This is a genomic window from Kitasatospora sp. NPDC056731 (assembly GCF_040687675.1).
Lineage (GTDB): Bacteria > Actinomycetota > Actinomycetes > Streptomycetales > Streptomycetaceae > Kitasatospora.
On the sequence record NZ_JBFBNR010000002.1, the window covers coordinates 305,487 to 322,346 of the forward strand.

At 72.1% G+C, this 16,860-nt stretch carries 7 protein-coding genes; 6 read left to right on the top strand and 1 reads right to left on the bottom strand.

Annotated elements, in window-relative coordinates:
* Positions 1–23 precede the first annotated feature (23 nt).
* The gene (locus AB0R04_RS03670; RefSeq protein ID WP_363367836.1) at positions 24–791 is read left to right on the top strand and encodes a DUF4097 family beta strand repeat-containing protein; all 768 of its coding nucleotides are present in this window, start codon (positions 24–26) and stop codon (positions 789–791) included.
* A gap of 64 nt (positions 792–855) precedes the next feature.
* Positions 856–2,517 (top strand): D-alanyl-D-alanine carboxypeptidase/D-alanyl-D-alanine-endopeptidase, encoded by a 1,662-nt coding sequence (gene dacB / locus AB0R04_RS03675; protein ID WP_363367838.1) that lies wholly within the window; start codon positions 856–858, stop codon positions 2,515–2,517.
* A 189-nt stretch (positions 2,518–2,706) separates the two neighbouring features.
* On the opposite strand, the gene AB0R04_RS03680 is transcribed toward dacB, so the two are convergent.
* Complete coding sequence (locus AB0R04_RS03680) at positions 2,707–3,975, bottom strand: phophatidylserine decarboxylase associated domain-containing protein (RefSeq protein ID WP_363367840.1); 1,269 nt, start codon at positions 3,973–3,975, stop codon at positions 2,707–2,709.
* Positions 3,976–4,508: 533 nt separating this feature from the next.
* Between AB0R04_RS03680 and AB0R04_RS03685 the strand changes: the two genes are divergently transcribed.
* The 4 genes from AB0R04_RS03685 (at position 4,509) to AB0R04_RS03700 (ending at position 16,808) form a co-directional block, all read left to right on the top strand.
* Positions 4,509–5,108 (top strand): hypothetical protein, encoded by a 600-nt coding sequence (locus tag AB0R04_RS03685; protein WP_363367842.1) that lies wholly within the window; start codon positions 4,509–4,511, stop codon positions 5,106–5,108.
* Positions 5,105–8,122, top strand: coding sequence for a M48 family metalloprotease (locus AB0R04_RS03690; RefSeq protein ID WP_363367844.1), 3,018 nt, complete (start codon positions 5,105–5,107; stop codon positions 8,120–8,122). The genes AB0R04_RS03685 and AB0R04_RS03690 overlap by 4 nt, the downstream gene beginning before the upstream one ends.
* A gap of 300 nt (positions 8,123–8,422) precedes the next feature.
* On the top strand, positions 8,423–15,940 hold the full coding sequence (locus tag AB0R04_RS03695; protein ID WP_363367846.1) for an SDR family NAD(P)-dependent oxidoreductase: 7,518 nt from the start codon (positions 8,423–8,425) through the stop codon (positions 15,938–15,940).
* 76 nt (positions 15,941–16,016) lie between these two features.
* The gene (locus AB0R04_RS03700; RefSeq protein ID WP_363367848.1) at positions 16,017–16,808 is read left to right on the top strand and encodes a thioesterase domain-containing protein; all 792 of its coding nucleotides are present in this window, start codon (positions 16,017–16,019) and stop codon (positions 16,806–16,808) included.
* Positions 16,809–16,860: the final 52 nt, after the last annotated feature.

The window sequence follows — 16,860 nt, forward strand, 5'->3', positions numbered from 1 at the left end:
TTCGTTGACGAAGGAAGAATTCGATGAAACCGACCACGCGCACGCTTCTCGCCTTCGGCGCAGCCGCGCTCCTCGGCCTCGCCGCCACGGCCTGCACCACGGACGGCGCATCGGCCGACACGACCGTGGAATCGAAGTCCTTCGACTTCGCCGGTGGCAGCCTGACCGTCAACTCCGGTTCCGCCGACCTCGCGCTGGTGGCCGCCGACATCGAGGGCGTTCAGGTGGAACGACGGGTCAGCGGCAGGAAGGTTGGCGGGGAGGTGGGGTCCGGCTGGCAGCTCGAAGGGGGCACGCTCACACTCTCGCTGGACTGCACGGGGATCTCGGTGGACTGCAGCGCGAAGTACACCGTGAAGGTGCCGCGCGCCGTCGCCGTCACCGCCGAGAGCGGCAAGGGGCGCATCGAGGCCACCGGCTTCACCGCGGACTTCTCGGCCAGGACCGCCGGCGGCGACGTCCGGTTGTCGGACCTCCACGGAGCCAAGCTGGCCCTGGAAGGCGGCGACGGAAGCATCAAGGGCGACGGGATCTCCGCCCGGTCCGTCAGCGTCACGTCGCGGAACGGCAACGTCGACCTGGGCCTGGCCGCCGTGCCCGACCTGGTCGACGTGCAGAGCAGGGACGGCAACGTCGAGCTGGGCCTGCCGGAATCGAAGTACGCGGTCCGCACGGCCGCGAAGAAGGGCGACGTCACCGTGAACGTCGCGAAGGACGACGCGAGCGGCCATTCCGTGGCCGTCCGGACCCGCAACGGCAGCATCGCCATCGGCAAGGGCGGGAAGTCCTAGCCGCCGCGCAGCAACCAGGCCGGAAGCGTTCGATCGAGCGCGAAAGTCGAACAGGAAAGAACGAATGTCAAGCAACTCCCTCTCAAGCAACTCCCTCTCCGGAATCAAGACACCTCGGGTACGGCGGCGTACAGCCCTGGCGCTCGCCGCTTCGATGACGGCTGCCGTGGCGATGACGGCGTGCTCCCACAACTCCACGGACAACTCAGCCTCTCCGGCACCGGGTGCCACACGGGTAAGCGCCGACCTGCAGAAGCTCATGAGTACCGCGCCGTGGTCGTCGGGCCAGTGGGGCCTGGAGGTCGCCGATCTGCAGACGGGGAAGGTCGTCCAATCCAAGGGCGCCGATTCCCAGTTCATGACCGGTTCGACGGCCAAGACCTTCGCGGTCAGTGCTGCGCTCGATGTCCTGGGTGACGACCATCGCTTCCGTACGCCCGTGGTGCATTCGGGTGCGGTCTCCGCGGACGGGCGGCTCTCCGGCGATCTCATCCTGGTCGGGAGCGGCGATCTGGCACTCGGCGGGCGGACCACCGCGTCAGGCGGACTGGACGTCCCCGACTTCGACCACTATGACGCCAACGCCGTACCCGGCATGGCGACCATCACCGAAGAGGATCCGCTGGCGGGTGTCAACGAGCTGGCTCGACAGGTCGCGGCCAGTGGAGTCCGCCATGTCGACGGCGACGTGGTGATCGACAACCGACTCTGGGATCCGGTGTCGATCGGCGGGGTGCCGGTCACTCCGACCATCGTCAACGACAACCTGATCGACGTGCTCATCACGCCGGGCGCACCCGGCGAGCCAGCCAAGGTCGACTGGCGCCCGAAGACGGCCGCCTTCGGCGTCGACGCGCAGGTGACGACCACACCCGCCGGAAGCAAGCCGACGGTGACGACCGAAAGCGTGAGTCCTGGTCATATTCGGGTCCGAGGTTCCGTGCCCGCGGACGTGAAGGCTCCCTTCGTGACGACCTACCAGGTTCCCGACCCGGCGGCGTTCGCCCGCACCGTCCTCATCGAGGCACTCGCCAGAAACGGCGTCAGCGTATCCGCCCCCTCGCTGGGAGCGAACCCCGACAGCAAGCTTCCTCCGTCGGCGGAAGTGAGCTCGCTGCCCGCATCGGCGACCTACACTTCTCCGCCCTTCAAGGAGTACGCAAAGCTGATCAACAAGGTCAGCCACAATCTCGGGGCGAACCTTCTGCCGCCGCTGATGGCAGCACACAACGGGCAACGAACCTATGCGGACGGCATGAAGATCGAGAAGGAGTTCCTCGCTCACTCAGGTGTGGATCCGAATTCGGTGAGCCTCGTCGATGCCCAGGGCCTCCCCGGCGACAAGGCGACGCCGACTGCCCAGGTGGCGCTGCTGCGGCACCTGGCACGACAGGACGACTTCGACGTCTTCTACGACTCCATGCCGAACATGGGCGTCGACGGTTCGCTTGCCGACGTCATCGAGCGCACCGATCCCGGCGCAGGACACATCCGTGCGAAGACTGGCACCCTGGTCAGTTCCTACCAGGGCAAGCTGGCTCTCGGCACGAAGGCGCTCGCAGGCTATATCGATGCGAAGGACGGCCGCCGCTACGCCTTCGCGATCTACGTGAACAACATTCCGGTGCCCAGTGACTCCGTGAGCGATGCCATCGACCTCGCGCTCAAGGCCAACAAGCAACTGGGAGCGATGGCCGCCACCATCTACAAGTCGCCCAAGGCGTGATGGGCAGCCCGAGCAGGTGATCGATTCAGCAGCCGGAGACCAACGCCGTTGCGTTTGCCGGCGGCGGCGTGCAACGGGACCCCTGGGTCTTGATCATCTTGCTTGACGCAAGTGATCTACCAGAGGTCCCGTTCCTCGTCGTCAGGGACTTGACCAGCCGCCGAACAGCCAAACGCAACGGCGTTGAGCTCAACGGGTGTGGGCGATCTGCGAGTTGACCGCGCACCACTGGCCCTTCTCCATGTCTCCGGTCGTGTTGTCCGGCACGTCGAAGGCGGCTGCGGCTCCCGGCTGGAAGACCAGGACCATGCTGGAGCCGCCGTAGCTGAAATATCCCAGCTCGTCGCCCTTGTCGACGTGCTGCCCCGGCGTGACCCCGATGGTGAGCGAGGAGATCTCGGTGATGCCGATGGGCATCACGCAGACGATGCCGACGGGGTCGGGGCTCTTGACGAAGATCAGGGCGCGGGCGTTGACCGAGGCCTCGTAGATCTGCGACTGAACGCCGGCATCCTCGTCGTGGCCCGCCGATTCGAGTTCGGTGAACGTCAGCCCCTCGACCACCCGTGCGCTGATGACCGTACCGCTGACCGGGGTGTGCCAGCGGTGGTAGTCGCCGCCGGAGAGGAACGACTGGTAGACGTCGCCTCCGACGAAGCCGTCCGTCAGATCGCTGCCGTCCAGCATGTCGTAGAGGGAGTAGCGCTGGCCCTTGACCCAGAACTCGTCGGTGCGCCGCACGTTCCCCTGGATCTTGACCACCCTGCCGTCGTTGGGGGCGACGATGACCTTGGGATCCGTGTCGCCCGCGACCGGGCGTTTGCCGGGCCTGACCTCCCGGTGGAAGAAGTCGTTGAACGAGGCCAACCCACCGTAGGGCTGCGTGAAATCGACTTCGAAGTCGTCGAGCTTGAGCTCCTTCCTCGCATCCGGTGACAGCCACTGGTCGGTGGTCAGCACCTCGCGGCTGGCAGGGCTGTCCAGGTACGTGCACCACTCCCGCAGGATCCCCACGAGTGCCCTGTTGAGGTCCCTGTTGCGGAAGACGGCCTCTCCGGCCGGCGTGTACATCATGTCGACGAACAGGGCGGACATCGGAAAGTGGATCTTGTCGGTGTAGCGCGGGGCCCAGGTGACGATGGCGTCGAGGTGGTCGAGCAGGTCGGGAATGTCGCGCACCTTGCCCTTCCAGCTCTCCGCAGCCTGCTCGATCATCAGGCTCACGTACATCCGCACCACGGGATCCCGGTCGATCAGCCTCGCCAGCCCGGCCACCGAGTTGTGCCGGACGATGGCGCCCTGTGCCTGCTGCCGCTCGACGTACCCGCCGAGTTCGTCCAGCCAGGCGTGGACGACGGCCCGGTCCGGCGGAAGGTACCCGGCGGCCCGGCCGAACGAGTTCTGGTAGCGGGCCTCTGCGGCCTGCTCGGTGCATTGGTTGCCGTTACTGTGCGTCACTGGGTTCCCTTCGCCCTGGCTGGTGAACTGAACGCATAGGGAGGGCCTGACTCCGCGTCCACATTCGGCAGCGCGACCTCGATCTGCGGCACGCGGTGCTGTGCGGCCCGAACGAGGCTCTTTCGGAACGGCCTCGAACCCACCCGCTCCCCGATAGCATTATCTGCACACGATCTATCTGATGTCCACTTGAACCGTTACGCAGGGTCACATCGGCCCTGGGGGTCAAGTGGCCGCAGGTTCAAATCCTGTCGTCCCGACGGAATGCCTCTTGTGCGCACCGCTGGCGTCGGCGGCCAAGCGCGCGGTCTGCCCGTGGTGGACGAGCCAGGCCACCTGCTCGCTTCCCCGCCGGCCGACCTTCTGGCACCGGCGTCCGCCAGGCTACGCCGCCGCGCACGGCCGGTCGGCCGCAGCGGCGCCGCATTGTACGGGGAGTGCCGCCGGGTATTGCCCCGTCGGATTCCTTGGGTCAAGGTGAGACCGGTGCGGCAACCGGCCTGGGCGTGCCGCGAGTTGGCCACGGAGGTGCCATGGGTTCCGAAGCAGCTCACTCCGAAAGCCGCAAGGCCGCGCCGGGCGGGGCACGAGTACGCGACGTGGTCCGTGACGTGGTGGCCGAGGCCGCCGCAGAGGAACTGCCGCTCGTGGCGTGGCTGACCCGGTTCGACGACGCATCGGCCGTGCGCCGGCTCGCGGGCCGCAGCCGGAGCGAACCACTGGGTTTCGGCCTCGGCGAAGTCGCCGCGTTGGTGACCCCCGTGGTGTGGCTGGCGCTGGACCAGGTGGGGCAGAGGATCGCGGACGCTGCGGTGGACGGCGCCGCCAAGGGGCTGAGAGCCGGGCTGCGCAAGGTCTTCCGCAAGGGGGCCGTGCCGGTGACGATCCCTCCGCTGACGCGTGAGCAGCTCGTCGAGGTGCGGCAGTCGGTGCTGGACTCGGCCGCGCAGCGGGGCCTGGCGGAACAGCGCGCGTCGGCGATCGCCGACGCGGTGGTGGCCCGGCTGGCCCTGGCCGACCCGGGCGACACCGGACACGAGTCGGCCGAAGCCGCACCGCACCGCACCGCACTGGACCCGGCCGAATCCGACCCGGCCGAACCCGACCCGGCGGCCGACGGCGAGGCGCGATGACCGACGCGCCCGCCGACGCCGCCCCCGAGGCAGGCCCACGGCAGGCCCCGGCTCCGCCCGACGAGCGGGTCCTCGCCGCCGGCACCACCCTGCGCTTCGTTCTGCTCCTGCTCCTGTTGGCGGCGGCCGGCGCCAGCATGGTCCCGAGGACCGTCTGGCAGCTCCTCGCCTCCTCCCAGCAGGCCGACAAGGAGATGGCCTGCTGGCTGGCCGCGGGCCTCGACCCGGGCGCACCCATGAATGCCGGCTACGTCCTGTCCACCCGGAACCAGTCCGCGCTCAAGGTGTGCGCGGCGCGCTACGTCCAGAACTTCGACGGGGTGTCCGTCGCCGTGGGCGCGCTGCTGGTCGTCGTGGTTCTCACGGTGTACTGGTTGCTGCCGGTGTGGAAGGCGCGCCGTTCCCGGGTCGTCGCCCTGGAGGAGCTGGACACGACCGGACGGCTGCGGCAGCAGCTCGACGAGCTGGTGGACACGGCCGGGCTCGCCCGCACGCCCCGGTTCGTCGTCGACCCGGTCGTGCCGGAGGTCGGCGCCGTCGTGTTCGGCCGCTGGCGCAACCCCACGGTCTGCCTGTACGGCGGGCTGTTCGCCACAAGCGGCACGGACCGGGACCGGTTCCGTGCCGTGGTCCTGCACGAGCTCGCGCACCTGCGGAACAAGGACATCGGCATCACCTACGCCACCGTCGCCCTGTGGCGCGTCTTCCTTGTGCTGGTCCTGCTCCCGTGGGCCGCAGTGGGCGTGAAGAACCTCTTCTTCACCGGAACCGCGGACGTCCGGGGGCAGTTCGCCCCGTTCAACACGCACGAACTGGTGCTCGGCCTCCTGATCGCGGTGTCCGTCCACCTCACGCGGGCCGGGATCCTGCGCAACCGCGAGATCTACGCCGACCTCATGGCGGCCCGCTGGGGCGCGAGCCGGGAGTCCTGGAACGTCCCCGTCCGGCCGGGCTCCGGCCGCGCACTGCCGCGGGCCCTCGCCGCGTTCGTCGAACTCTGGCGCACCCACCCGTCCTGGGAACTGCGCCGGACCTCCCTGACCGACCCGAAGGCACTGTTCGCGCTGGACGCCCTGCCCCTGTTCCTCACCGGGCTCGCCGCCGACATCCTCGTCTGGCAGCTCGGAAGCCTGCCCTACGAGGCCTTCCCCGCGAAAGCGGTCCTCATCGCGACACTCGTCGTCGGCATCGGCGGCGTCGCCCTGTGGCGTGCCGTGGTGTACGCCGTCCTCACCGGCCGGCCGACTCCACCGGGATGGCCCGTCGGCCTGTGGCTCGGCACCGGCGTCGTCGCGGCCGAACTGCTCGGCCCAAGGGCGGCCTGGAACCACTGGTGGCCCAACCACCCCGAAGCCCTGCTGATCCTCGTCGCCGCGCTGGTGCTGGCGATGACCTGGACCGCTCAGAACGCCGAGTGGTGGATCGCCTCCTGGCGCGGGCGCTCGCTGCGCCCCGTCATGGTCGTGGGCCTGGCCGCCGCCTCGCTGGCCCTCGCCTGCGTACTGTACTGGTGGTACGCGCAGGGCGAGGTCCTGACCGACGGGTGGCCGTTCACCACGGCCGGGCTCCTGGGCTCGTACGGTCTGCCCGGGCTGCCGCCGGCGCACATCGGCCCGCTGCTGGAGGTCGTCGCGGTGGTGGGCGTCCTGCCCGGCACCGACAACGAGGCCCACAGCCTGTGGTGGGCCGAGTCGCTGCTCTGGATGCTGCCGTTGCTCGCGCTGGCGCTGCGCCGGCCGGGGCGCCGTGCGAAGTGGCTCGCCGAAGCGCTGCCGGGGGCGGCTGACGCACAGCCGAACACGGACGTACCGCCCGGCCCGGACGCACCGCCGCCCTCGCCCTCGCCCCTGTCCCTGGCCGTGTCACCGAACGCCGCCGCGCTGCCCGGCCCGGGCAGGCTCCTGGTCGCCGGCCTGGCGGGCGGGCTGCTCTGCTGGGCCGCCCTGGCCGCGGCGAAGGCCCACATGCACACACCGCGCCCGGCGGCCGTGCGGATGACCGGCCCGTTCCAGATCACCTACCTGATGTGGCCGATCCTGGTGATCTGCGCCGCGATGGCACTGACCGCCGTGGTCGTCGCCGCCGTGACGAGGGCGGCCTGGCTGCTCGCCGGGCTCGTCACAGCCGGCGTCGCCGGCCTGATCGGCATGGTGGGCACCTTCGTTCTGGCGAGTGCGGACGGCTGCCTCGGCCCGTTCAACGTCATGACCAACACCTGTGGGTGGAGGCCGGGGGCGGTGTGGAGGCTGGTGGAGATCGCGGCGGCCTACACGCTGACCCTGGGGATATTGGTGGCGGCCCTGGCCGCCTTCGTGGGCCGGGGGGCGGGCCTGCTGTGGCGGCGCGTCCGGGCCGGGCTGCGCCCCGCCGCGGTACCGCCTGACGTCGCGCCGCCCGTCGCGGTGGGGCTGCCCCGCCGGAGGCGGCGGTATGGCGCCCGGGTGGCGGCCGTCGCGGCTGTCGCGGCGGTGGTGGCCGGGGCCGCCGGCGCAGCGGTGACCGTCGTTCAGCTGCCCGGCTCGGGCAGCGGGAACGCCCAACGCGCGGAGTCGATGCTGGACCAGACGACGAGCGCTCCCTCGGCGGCGATCGCGCTGGCCCAGAACCAGGCCTGGGCGGCGGTCGGAGGCCTGGACCACATCAACGAGCTCAACGCGGCGCAGCGTGACTTCGCCGCCGCAATGGGCGGCGCCGCGAACGCCACCTCCGACGCTCAGGTCGAAGCGGAGCTGCGCACAGTGGGCGGCACCTGCGAACAGCTCGCCGGGGCGACCTGGCGGGCCGACGAGTATTTCACGGTGCCCGACCCGACGGGACAGCGGCTGTGGTCCCGACTGCTGGTCGGCTACCAGCAGTTGACCACTGCGTGCCGGAACCTCGTGGACCGGCCGGACATCGTCGCGAACGGCTATGCCGCCGGTGAGGCGCAACGCGCCGCCGTCGATGCGGGGAGCCGGATGGTCTCCTGGCTCGCCGGATCGGGCGCGGTGGTCCGGCGAACCCCACCCCGATGACCCGCGACCACCGTGGCCCAATCATTCGAACGCATCACGCTCAGGAGAAGCGTGAAGAACGGTCGCGTCACGTACCCCCGGTTCAAACCTGGATCGACTGCCGATCCAACTGGATGATCACCGTGCCAGGGCTAGCGTGTCGGTGTACGATCCACCGCTTGTTGTCGGGAGAGTTCGGGAAAACAGCAGCACCCCCGAGTTCGGAGCCGACCCTTGAGCCGACCCTTGAGCCTGTCACCAGCCGAGCCGTCCGGCCCTTCCCCGGCGCCGGGCCGGGACACGCCCTCCGGGGGTGGGGCCGTGGCCATCGTGGGTGTCGGTGTGCGGCTGCCCGGCGGCATCACCAGCCTGGACGGCCTGTGGCAGGCCCTGGTTCAGGACCGGGATCTGGTCGGCAAGGTCCCCCCTGACCGTTTCGACGTGGCGCGCGTCCTCGCGCCGGGCGGGCCGGGGTCCGCGCGGCCGGGAAAGACCTATACCGACGACGGCGGCTTCCTGGCACAGGACGTCGCCGCGTTCGACGCGGACTTCTTCGGGATCTCCCCGAGGGAGGCCTCCCGCATGGACCCGCAGCAGAAGCTCCTCCTGGAGTGCGCGGTCGAGGCGTTCGACGACGCGGGGATCGACCCGGCAGTGCTGGCCGGCGGCGACACGGCGGTGGTGGTGGGCGTCTCGTCCCACGACTTCGCCGATCTGCAGCAGCGGCGGCTGCGGACCGTCAACGCGTACAGCAACACCGGCATGGTGCTGTGCAACACGGCCAACCGCCTCTCCCACGTGTTCGACCTGCGGGGGCCCTCGTTCTCCGTGGACACCGCCTGCGCCTCGGCCCTGACCGCCGTGCACACCGCCTGCGAGCACCTGCGCGGCGGCCACAGCCGGCTCGCGCTGGCGTGCGGGGTGAACGTGATGCTCAGCCCGGCCCTCTACGTGGGCTTCGCGCAGGCCTCCATGCTCTCGCCGACCGGGCGCTGCCGGCCGTTCGCCGAAGGCGCCGACGGCTTCGTGCGGGCGGAGGGCGCCGGGGTGCTGCTGCTCAAGCCGCTGGTGGCGGCCCTGGCCGACGGGGACCGCGTCCATGCGGTGATCGCCGGGTCCGGGGTGAACGCGGACGGTCGCACCAAGGGCCTGTCCCTGCCCAGTGCCCGCGCCCAGGCCGACCTGCTGCGCCGGGTGTACGCGCAGGCCGGCGTGGAGGCGGCGCGGGTCGTCTACGTGGAGGCGCACGGGACGGGGACACAGGCGGGTGACCCGGTGGAATGCGAGGCCCTGGGCGAGGTGCTGGGAGCCGCGCGCCGGGCCGGCGGCGGCGTGCTGCCGGTGGGGTCGGTGAAGTCGAACCTGGGGCACCTGGAGGCGGCTTCGGGCGTGCCGAGCCTGCTGAAGGCCCTGCTGGTGCTGCGCGAGGGAGCCGTCCCCGCGACGCTGCACGCGGAACCGCTCAGTGGGCGGATCGACTTCGCCGGGCTGGGTCTGGCGCCGGTGACCGCCCGACGGAGCCTGGAGGTGCGCGAGGGCGATGTGGTGGGGGTGAACTCGTTCGGCTTCGGCGGGGCGAACGCCCATGTGATCATGGCCGCGCCACCGAAGCCGGCCACCGGAAGCGGGTCCCCTGCCGGGGGCGGCGCAGGACCCGTGCGAGGGCTCCCGGTCATGGTCAGCGCCCGCACCCGCGAAGCCCTCGTCCAGGGCGCGCTGGCCTGGGCGGCACACCTTGAGGCCTTGGAGGAGCGGGACTTCTACGACCTCGCGGCGACCTCGTGCCGGCGCCGGGCACGCCACGAGCACCGGGCGGTGGTCGTGGCGCGGGACGCGGGCGAGGCGGCCCGCGCCCTGCGAGGCCTGGCGGCGGGAGAGCCCGTCGACGGAGCCGCCGTGGCCCAGGGCGCGCGCGGCGGCCGGATCGGGTTCGTCTTCAACGGCAACGGGTCCCAGTGGGCCGGCATGGGCTCGCTCCTGCTGGCCCAGGACCGGACCTTCGCCGCCGAGGTCGCCGCGCTCGATTTCGAACTGGCGCCACTGCTCGGCTGGTCCGTCCAGGAGGAGCTCGCTCGTCCGGACCGCGACCGGTGGGGCCGCACCGAGATCACCCAGCCGGCGCTCTTCGTGGTGCAGGCGGCGCTCGCCGCCGCACTGCACGCCCGTGGTGTCACCCCCGGGGCGGTGGTCGGCCACAGCGTCGGCGAGGTGGCGGCGGCGCACTGTGCGGGCGTACTCGACCGTTCCGCGGCCTGCCGGCTGATCGCCGCCCGCAGCCGCGCCCAGGGCGGAACGGCAGGGCAGGGACGGATGGCGGCCCTGGGCCTGGGGGAGCGGGAGGCGCAGACGTGGCTGGGCCGCGACCCGTACCAGGACCACGTGGTCGTGGCCGGCGTCAACACCGCGCGGGACGTCACCGTCGCCGGAGACGCACAGGCGCTGGCCCAACTGGAGCGCGAGGCACAGGAACATGGAACGTTCTTCCGGGACCTGGGCCTGGACTACGCCTTCCACAGCCCGGCCATGGACACCCTGCGGCAACCGCTGAAGGACGCGCTGGCCGACCTCCTCCCGGTGGAGGGCCGTCTCCCGCTGGTGTCCACCGTCACCGGGACGCTCGCGCGCGGCAGCGATCTGGGGGCGGAGTACTGGTGGCGGAACGTGCGTGCCCCCGTCCGCTTCCACCAGGCCGTGCTGGAGATGATCACCGGTCAGGGCTGCGGTGTGCTGGTGGAGATCGGCCCCCACCCGGCGCTGGGCACCTACCTGCGGCGCATCGCCGCCGAGCAGGACGACGAGGTCGCCGTGGTGGCCACGCTCTCGCGCACCGGAGCGGGAGCCGCAGCCCTGGAGAGTGCGCTCGCACGCGTCGTGGCCGCCGGCGGCGAGGTGGACTGGAGCGTGCCGTTTCCCCGGCCCGCGCGAGTGGTCTGCGCGCCGGGCTACCCGTGGCAGCGCGAGCGGCACTTCAACGGGGACCCGTCGTGGTGGCTGGAGTCCTCGGCCGAGGGCGAGAGCCCGCGGCAGCACCACCCGCTGCTGGGCGCACGGCAGGGCGGCCCTGAACCCGCCTGGCGCCAGGTGCTCGACCCGTCAGCCCTGGGCTGGCTGCCCGACCACCGGATCGCCACCGCCGTGGTGATGCCCGCGGCGGCCTACGTGGACATGGCCCTGGAAGCCGGCCGGCAGGTCTTCGGGACACCGGCCGAGGTGACCGGCATGTCCATCGAGCGCGCGCTCACCCTGCCACCCGACCCGGACACCGAGATCCACGTGCAGACGGACCTCGGGGAGGGCGGATCCCTGCGCATCCGCAGCCGCGGCGAAGCGGGCGGACCGTGGACGGAACACGTACGCGGCCGGCTGCGCCGACTGCTGCGCCCGGCCCCGGCCCCCCTCGACCTGGACGGGTTGAGGGCACGGATGCCGAGCGCCGTCAGCGCCGAGGACCACTACCGGAACTGTGCGAGGACCGGGCTGATGTACGGGCCGGCCTTCCGGACGGCGGCCCGACTGCACGTCGGAGACGGCGAACTGCTCGCCGACTACGCGGCCACCGTGGCCACCGGAGCGGAGCACACCGCCCACCCCACCGTGCTGGACGTCGCCTTCCAGGCGGGCATCCAGCTCTCCACCGCGGTCCTCGGACACCCCCTGCCCTTCCTGCCCACGGGCATCGAGGCCGTCGCCTGCTGGCACCCGATGCCCGAACTCGGGGTCCTGCACGTGTGTGCCCGTGAGGTTTCCGAACACCGCCTCGTGTGTGACGTGTCCGTCGCCGCCCCCGACGGGACGGTGGTGATGGAGCTGACCGGATGCCAGGGGCGCCGCCTGGAGAGCACGACCAGGCAGGAGGCGCAGCAGCTGACCGAGGTCGTCCGCGTCGCACCGCTGGGACGCTCCCGACACCTGGAGATGCCCGCGCTGCCCCGGCCGGAGCGGCTGTGGCGGCCCTGCGAGCCGGCCGCGCCGGACACCGCGCGGCACCTCAGCCCGCCGGCTGAGCTGCGCGCCCGCCTCGGCCGCGTGCAGGCGCACTTCCTCGGCGCAGCCGTCGAGGCGATGCTGCCCGGCCGGGACGGCTTCACCCTCGCCGACCTCACCGCCGCCGGGGCCGTCGCCGCCCCCGCCCGGCTGCTGCCCGAACTCATCACCGCCGCCACCCGGCACGGCGTCCTCGCCGAAACCGCCCCGGGAACCTGGCGGCCGGTCGGGCGGCCCCGGCCGGAACGGGAGTTCGCTGCGGCACTGCGCGACTTCCCGGCTGCCGCCACAGCCGTGCAGGCCTACGGTGTGTGCGGCCGGCGCCTGAGCGAGCTGCTGCGCGGCGACCTCGACCCGCGCGACCTCCTCGAATCCGCGGCCGACGCGCTCGCCGACCGGTTCCGGCGGGACGACCACGTGGTGGACGGCCAGCACCGCCACGTGCAGGGCCTGCTCGACGGAATCGTCGCCGCCTGGCCGCGTGGGCGGGCCCTGCGCATCCTGGAACTCGGCGCGGGCAGCGGCACGCTCACCGCCCAGCTGGTACCGCGCCTGCCGGCCCACCGCACCCGGTACACCGTCACCGACCGCACACCGGACGGCTTCCCCGCGGCACAAACCCGCCTGTCCGCCTACGACTTCATCGAATACCGCCGGCTGGACCCGGGCGAGGAGGTGGCGGCCCAGGGCTTCACGCCCGGTTCCTTCGACCTGGTGATCGCGGCGAACACCCTGCCCGGCACCCCGGACGTGCGCACGGCACTGTCCCAGGCGGCCGGCCTGCTGTGCGACGGCGGACTGCTGCTCGCCGTCGAACGGCACGACACCGACTGGCTGCTGCCCGTACTCGGGCTGCTGGACTCCTTCTGGGCCGCCACCGACCTCGACCTGCGCCCCCGCGGCCCGCTGATCTCGCACCGCGACTGGCCCCACCTGCTGGCCGCCGCCGGCTTCACCCGGCCCGTGCGGCCCGCAGTCCCGGACGGCGGGGAGTGGTCCGCAGTCCTCGCGGCACGCGCCGCCCGGCCCCCGGAGCCCGACTCCGTCATCCCCGCGACCGAGACCGCCGCGCAGCGCCGCCGGTGGGTCGTCTGCCCCCTGCACACCGGCGATCCGGCGGCCTCCCTCCAGCCCGTCACCGAAGCGGCCCTGCGGGTGCTGGCCCCCGAGGCTGCGCCCACCGTGACCGTCGGCGACGATCCCGCGCACTGGACGCCCCACCTGACCCGCGCCCGCGACGAAGACACCGCCCTCGATCTCGTCCTGATCGCCGACACCCCGCTCATCGCCGAGCCACACCACCACACCGACCTGGCCGTGCACGGCCTCGGCGTCCTGCGCGCCGTCGCGACCGCGTGCCAACGCGCCGAACAGCAGCCCCGGGCGACGATCTGGCTGATCGCGGCAGCTGACGACGGCCCCGACGGTACCCCCGCCCCGACCCCGGCCTCCCCGGCGGCCGCCGCGATCTGGGGCGCCACCCGCACCCTCGCCAACGAACACCCGAACCTGACGGTGCGCCGGATCGCCCTCCAGTCGCCCGAGCAGGGCGCTCACGGCGCTCACGCAGGTCACGCCGCTCAGGCCGGTCACGCCGCGCTGCTCGCCGACCAGCTCGCCGCCGAACTCGCGCTGCCCGGCGGGACGGAAGAAGTCCTGCTCACCGCCACCGAACGTTTCGTGACCCGGGTCCGCCCCCAGCCGCCGCTGCTGGACACGGCGGCCGACGGCGAGCGGACTCCGTACGTGCTCACGCTGCGCGATCCGGGGATGCACCCCAGGCTCGGCTGGCACATCGCCCCCGAGGGGGCACCGGAGCCCGGTCCGGACCAGGTCGTGGTCAAAGTGTCCGCGGCCGCGCTCAACTACCGCGACACGATGATGGCCACCGGCCGGATCCCGCTCACCACCTGCGCCCTGCGTCCCGGCATGCCGGCGATCGGGCTGGAATGCGTCGGCACCGTCACCGCCGTGGGGCCCCAGGTCACCACGGTCGCCGTGGGCGATCGCGTGGCCGGCGGCTCATCGGGCTGCCTCGCCTCCCACGCGCTCCTGCGCGCCGCCTACACCTACCGCCTGCCGGCGTCGATGTCCGACACCGAAGCGGCCACCATGCCGGTGCTCTTCATCACCGTCCGGCACAGCCTCGAACACCTCGCCCGCCTACAGCCCGGGGAAGTGCTCCTGGTGCACGGCGCGAGCGGTGGGGTCGGGCTCGCGGCCCTCCAGCACGCGGGGCGCCTGGGCGCGCAGGTCATCGCCACCGCCGGAACCCCCGCCAAGCGCGAACTGCTGTCCCTCCTCGGCATCGAGCACGTCTTCGACTCCCGGAGCCTGGACTTCGTGGAACACGTCCGGCAGGCCACCGGCGGCCACGGTGTGGACGTCGTCCTGAACTCGCTGTCCGGTGAAGCCCAACTGCGCAGCCTCGGGCTGCTCAAGCCGCACGGCCGGTTCATCGAACTCGGCAAACGCGACTTCCTGGCCGACAGCCCCATGCCGCAGGCGCCATTCCTGCGCAACCTGTCCTTCTTCGGCGTGGACATCGACCCCGTGATCAACCAGCCCTCCAGGCTGGGCGAGCAGTACATCCGCGCCATCCACGACGCCACCCACAGCGGCGCGTACCGGCCGCTGCCGCACCAGGTCCACCCCGCCGCCCGGATCGGTGACGCCTTCGACCAGCTCCGCCACTCCCGCCACATCGGCAAGGTCGTCATCAGCTTCGACCAGCCGGTGACCGCGGAACATTCCCCGCCGCCCTTCGCGCCGGACCCGGACGCGGTCCACCTCGTCACCGGCGGGCTGAGCGGATTCGGCGCGGCCACCGCCCGCCACCTCGTCCGTCGCGGCGCCCGCCGCCTCGCCGTCATCGGACGCCGCGGAGAGCGGAGCCCCGAAGCCCCGGCACTGCTCGCGGAACTCGCCGCCCTCGGCGCGAGCGTCACCGTGCACGCCGCCGACGCCGCCGACCCCGCCGCCATGCGCCGGATCTTCGACACCATCGACGCCGCCGGCCACCGCCTGGCCGGCGTCGTCCACGCCGCGATGGTCCTGGACGACGCCCCGCTCACCGAACTGGGCCACGACCGCCTCCGGGCCGTGCTGGCACCCAAGTTGACCGCCGCCCACATCCTCGACACCCTCACCCGCGAACGCGACCTGGACTACTTCGTCCTGTACAGCTCCATCTCCGCCCTGATCGGCAACATCCACCAAACCCCGTATACCGCCGCCAACTTCGCGATGGAAGCACTCGCCCGCCGGCGCCGCCGGGCCGGGCTTCCCGCCCTCGCCGTGCAATGGGGCGCCCTCGCCGACACGGGCTACGTCCACCGCACCTCCCGGACCCAGGAGATGACCACCCTCGGAATGGGAACGCTCACGGCCGAGGAAGCGCTGCACCACCTCGACCACCACCTGGGCCGCGCCGACACCGACGTCGTCACGATCGCCCGCCCGGACTGGCAGCGCCTCGCCCGCGTCCTGCCCACCCTGAACCTCCCGCGCACCCGCTCCCTGCTGCCCGAACGCACCGACCCCGCCACCTCGGCCAGCCTGCGCGAAACCATCACGGCCGCCGACCCGCGCACCGCGCCCACCCTGGTCGAGGACGCCGTGGCCGACGTCCTCGCCCGCGTCCTGCAGACCGCCCCCGAACGCATCGACCGCACCCGCAGGCTCGACCACCTCGGCCTGGACTCCCTCATGGCGGCAGAACTGTCGACCATGCTCGCCAACCGCCTCGGCTGCGACATCCCCGCCGTGGAGGTCACCAGCGCCACCAGCATCACGGCGCTCGCCCGCCGACTGCTCCCGCGCATCCGTGTCAACACCCCGCACCAGCCGCTCTGACGGCCCCACCGTCGCACGCACCCGTCGGTGCTCTCGACCTGTCGGCCTTTTTCCCACGGATGCAACAGGAACTCCCATGGACTCACCGGCCCCACCCGCCTCCGGCACCGCGCAGCCGTCCATCGCGGTCCTCGCCGCACGCCCGGCCGCCCGGACGTTGCTGTACTGCCTGCCGCCGAGCGGCCTCGGCCCGAGCTACTTCTCGTCATGGGCAGCCGTGCTGCCCCCCACCGTCGAACTGAGGGCCGTGGCCCTGCCCGGGCGCGAAGCCCTCGCCGACACCCCCTCATGGACCGACCCGGCCCCGCTCGCCGCCTCGATCGCCCGGTGCATCAGCACCGACCCCGATCCGCGGCCCTACGCACTGTTCGGACACAGCGTCGGCGCGCTCCTCGCCTTCGAGACGGCCCGCCGCCTGCAACGCCTCGGCCACCGGCCGCCCGAACTGCTGGCGCTCTCCGGCCTGGCCGCCCCCCACCTCGGCACCTACCGCACCGCCATGCCGCAACTCCTGCTCGCAGGCCGCGAGGGCATCGCCGAACTCCTCGGCCCCCTGCTCCTCGACGACGCCGACACCGTCCTCGCCGTCGGCATCCCCTTCCTGGCCGACGTCCTCCTGATGCTCCACTACCGCTACCAGGACGACCAGCCGCTGCAGACGTCCCTGGCCGTCTACGGCGGCCGCGACGACCCCCTCAACCCGCTGCCGCACCTGGAGGCATGGAACGACCTGGCCACCATGCCCACGCCGGTACGGCTCTTCCCCGGCACCCACACCTACCCCAACGACCAGCGCGAAGCCCTCCTCCGGCAGCTGACCGCCGACCTCACCGCCACCCGCACCCCCTCGGCGACAGACACACGGTGACGGACGCACGGTGACGGACGCACGGTGACACCGCGGCAGCACACGACCTCGC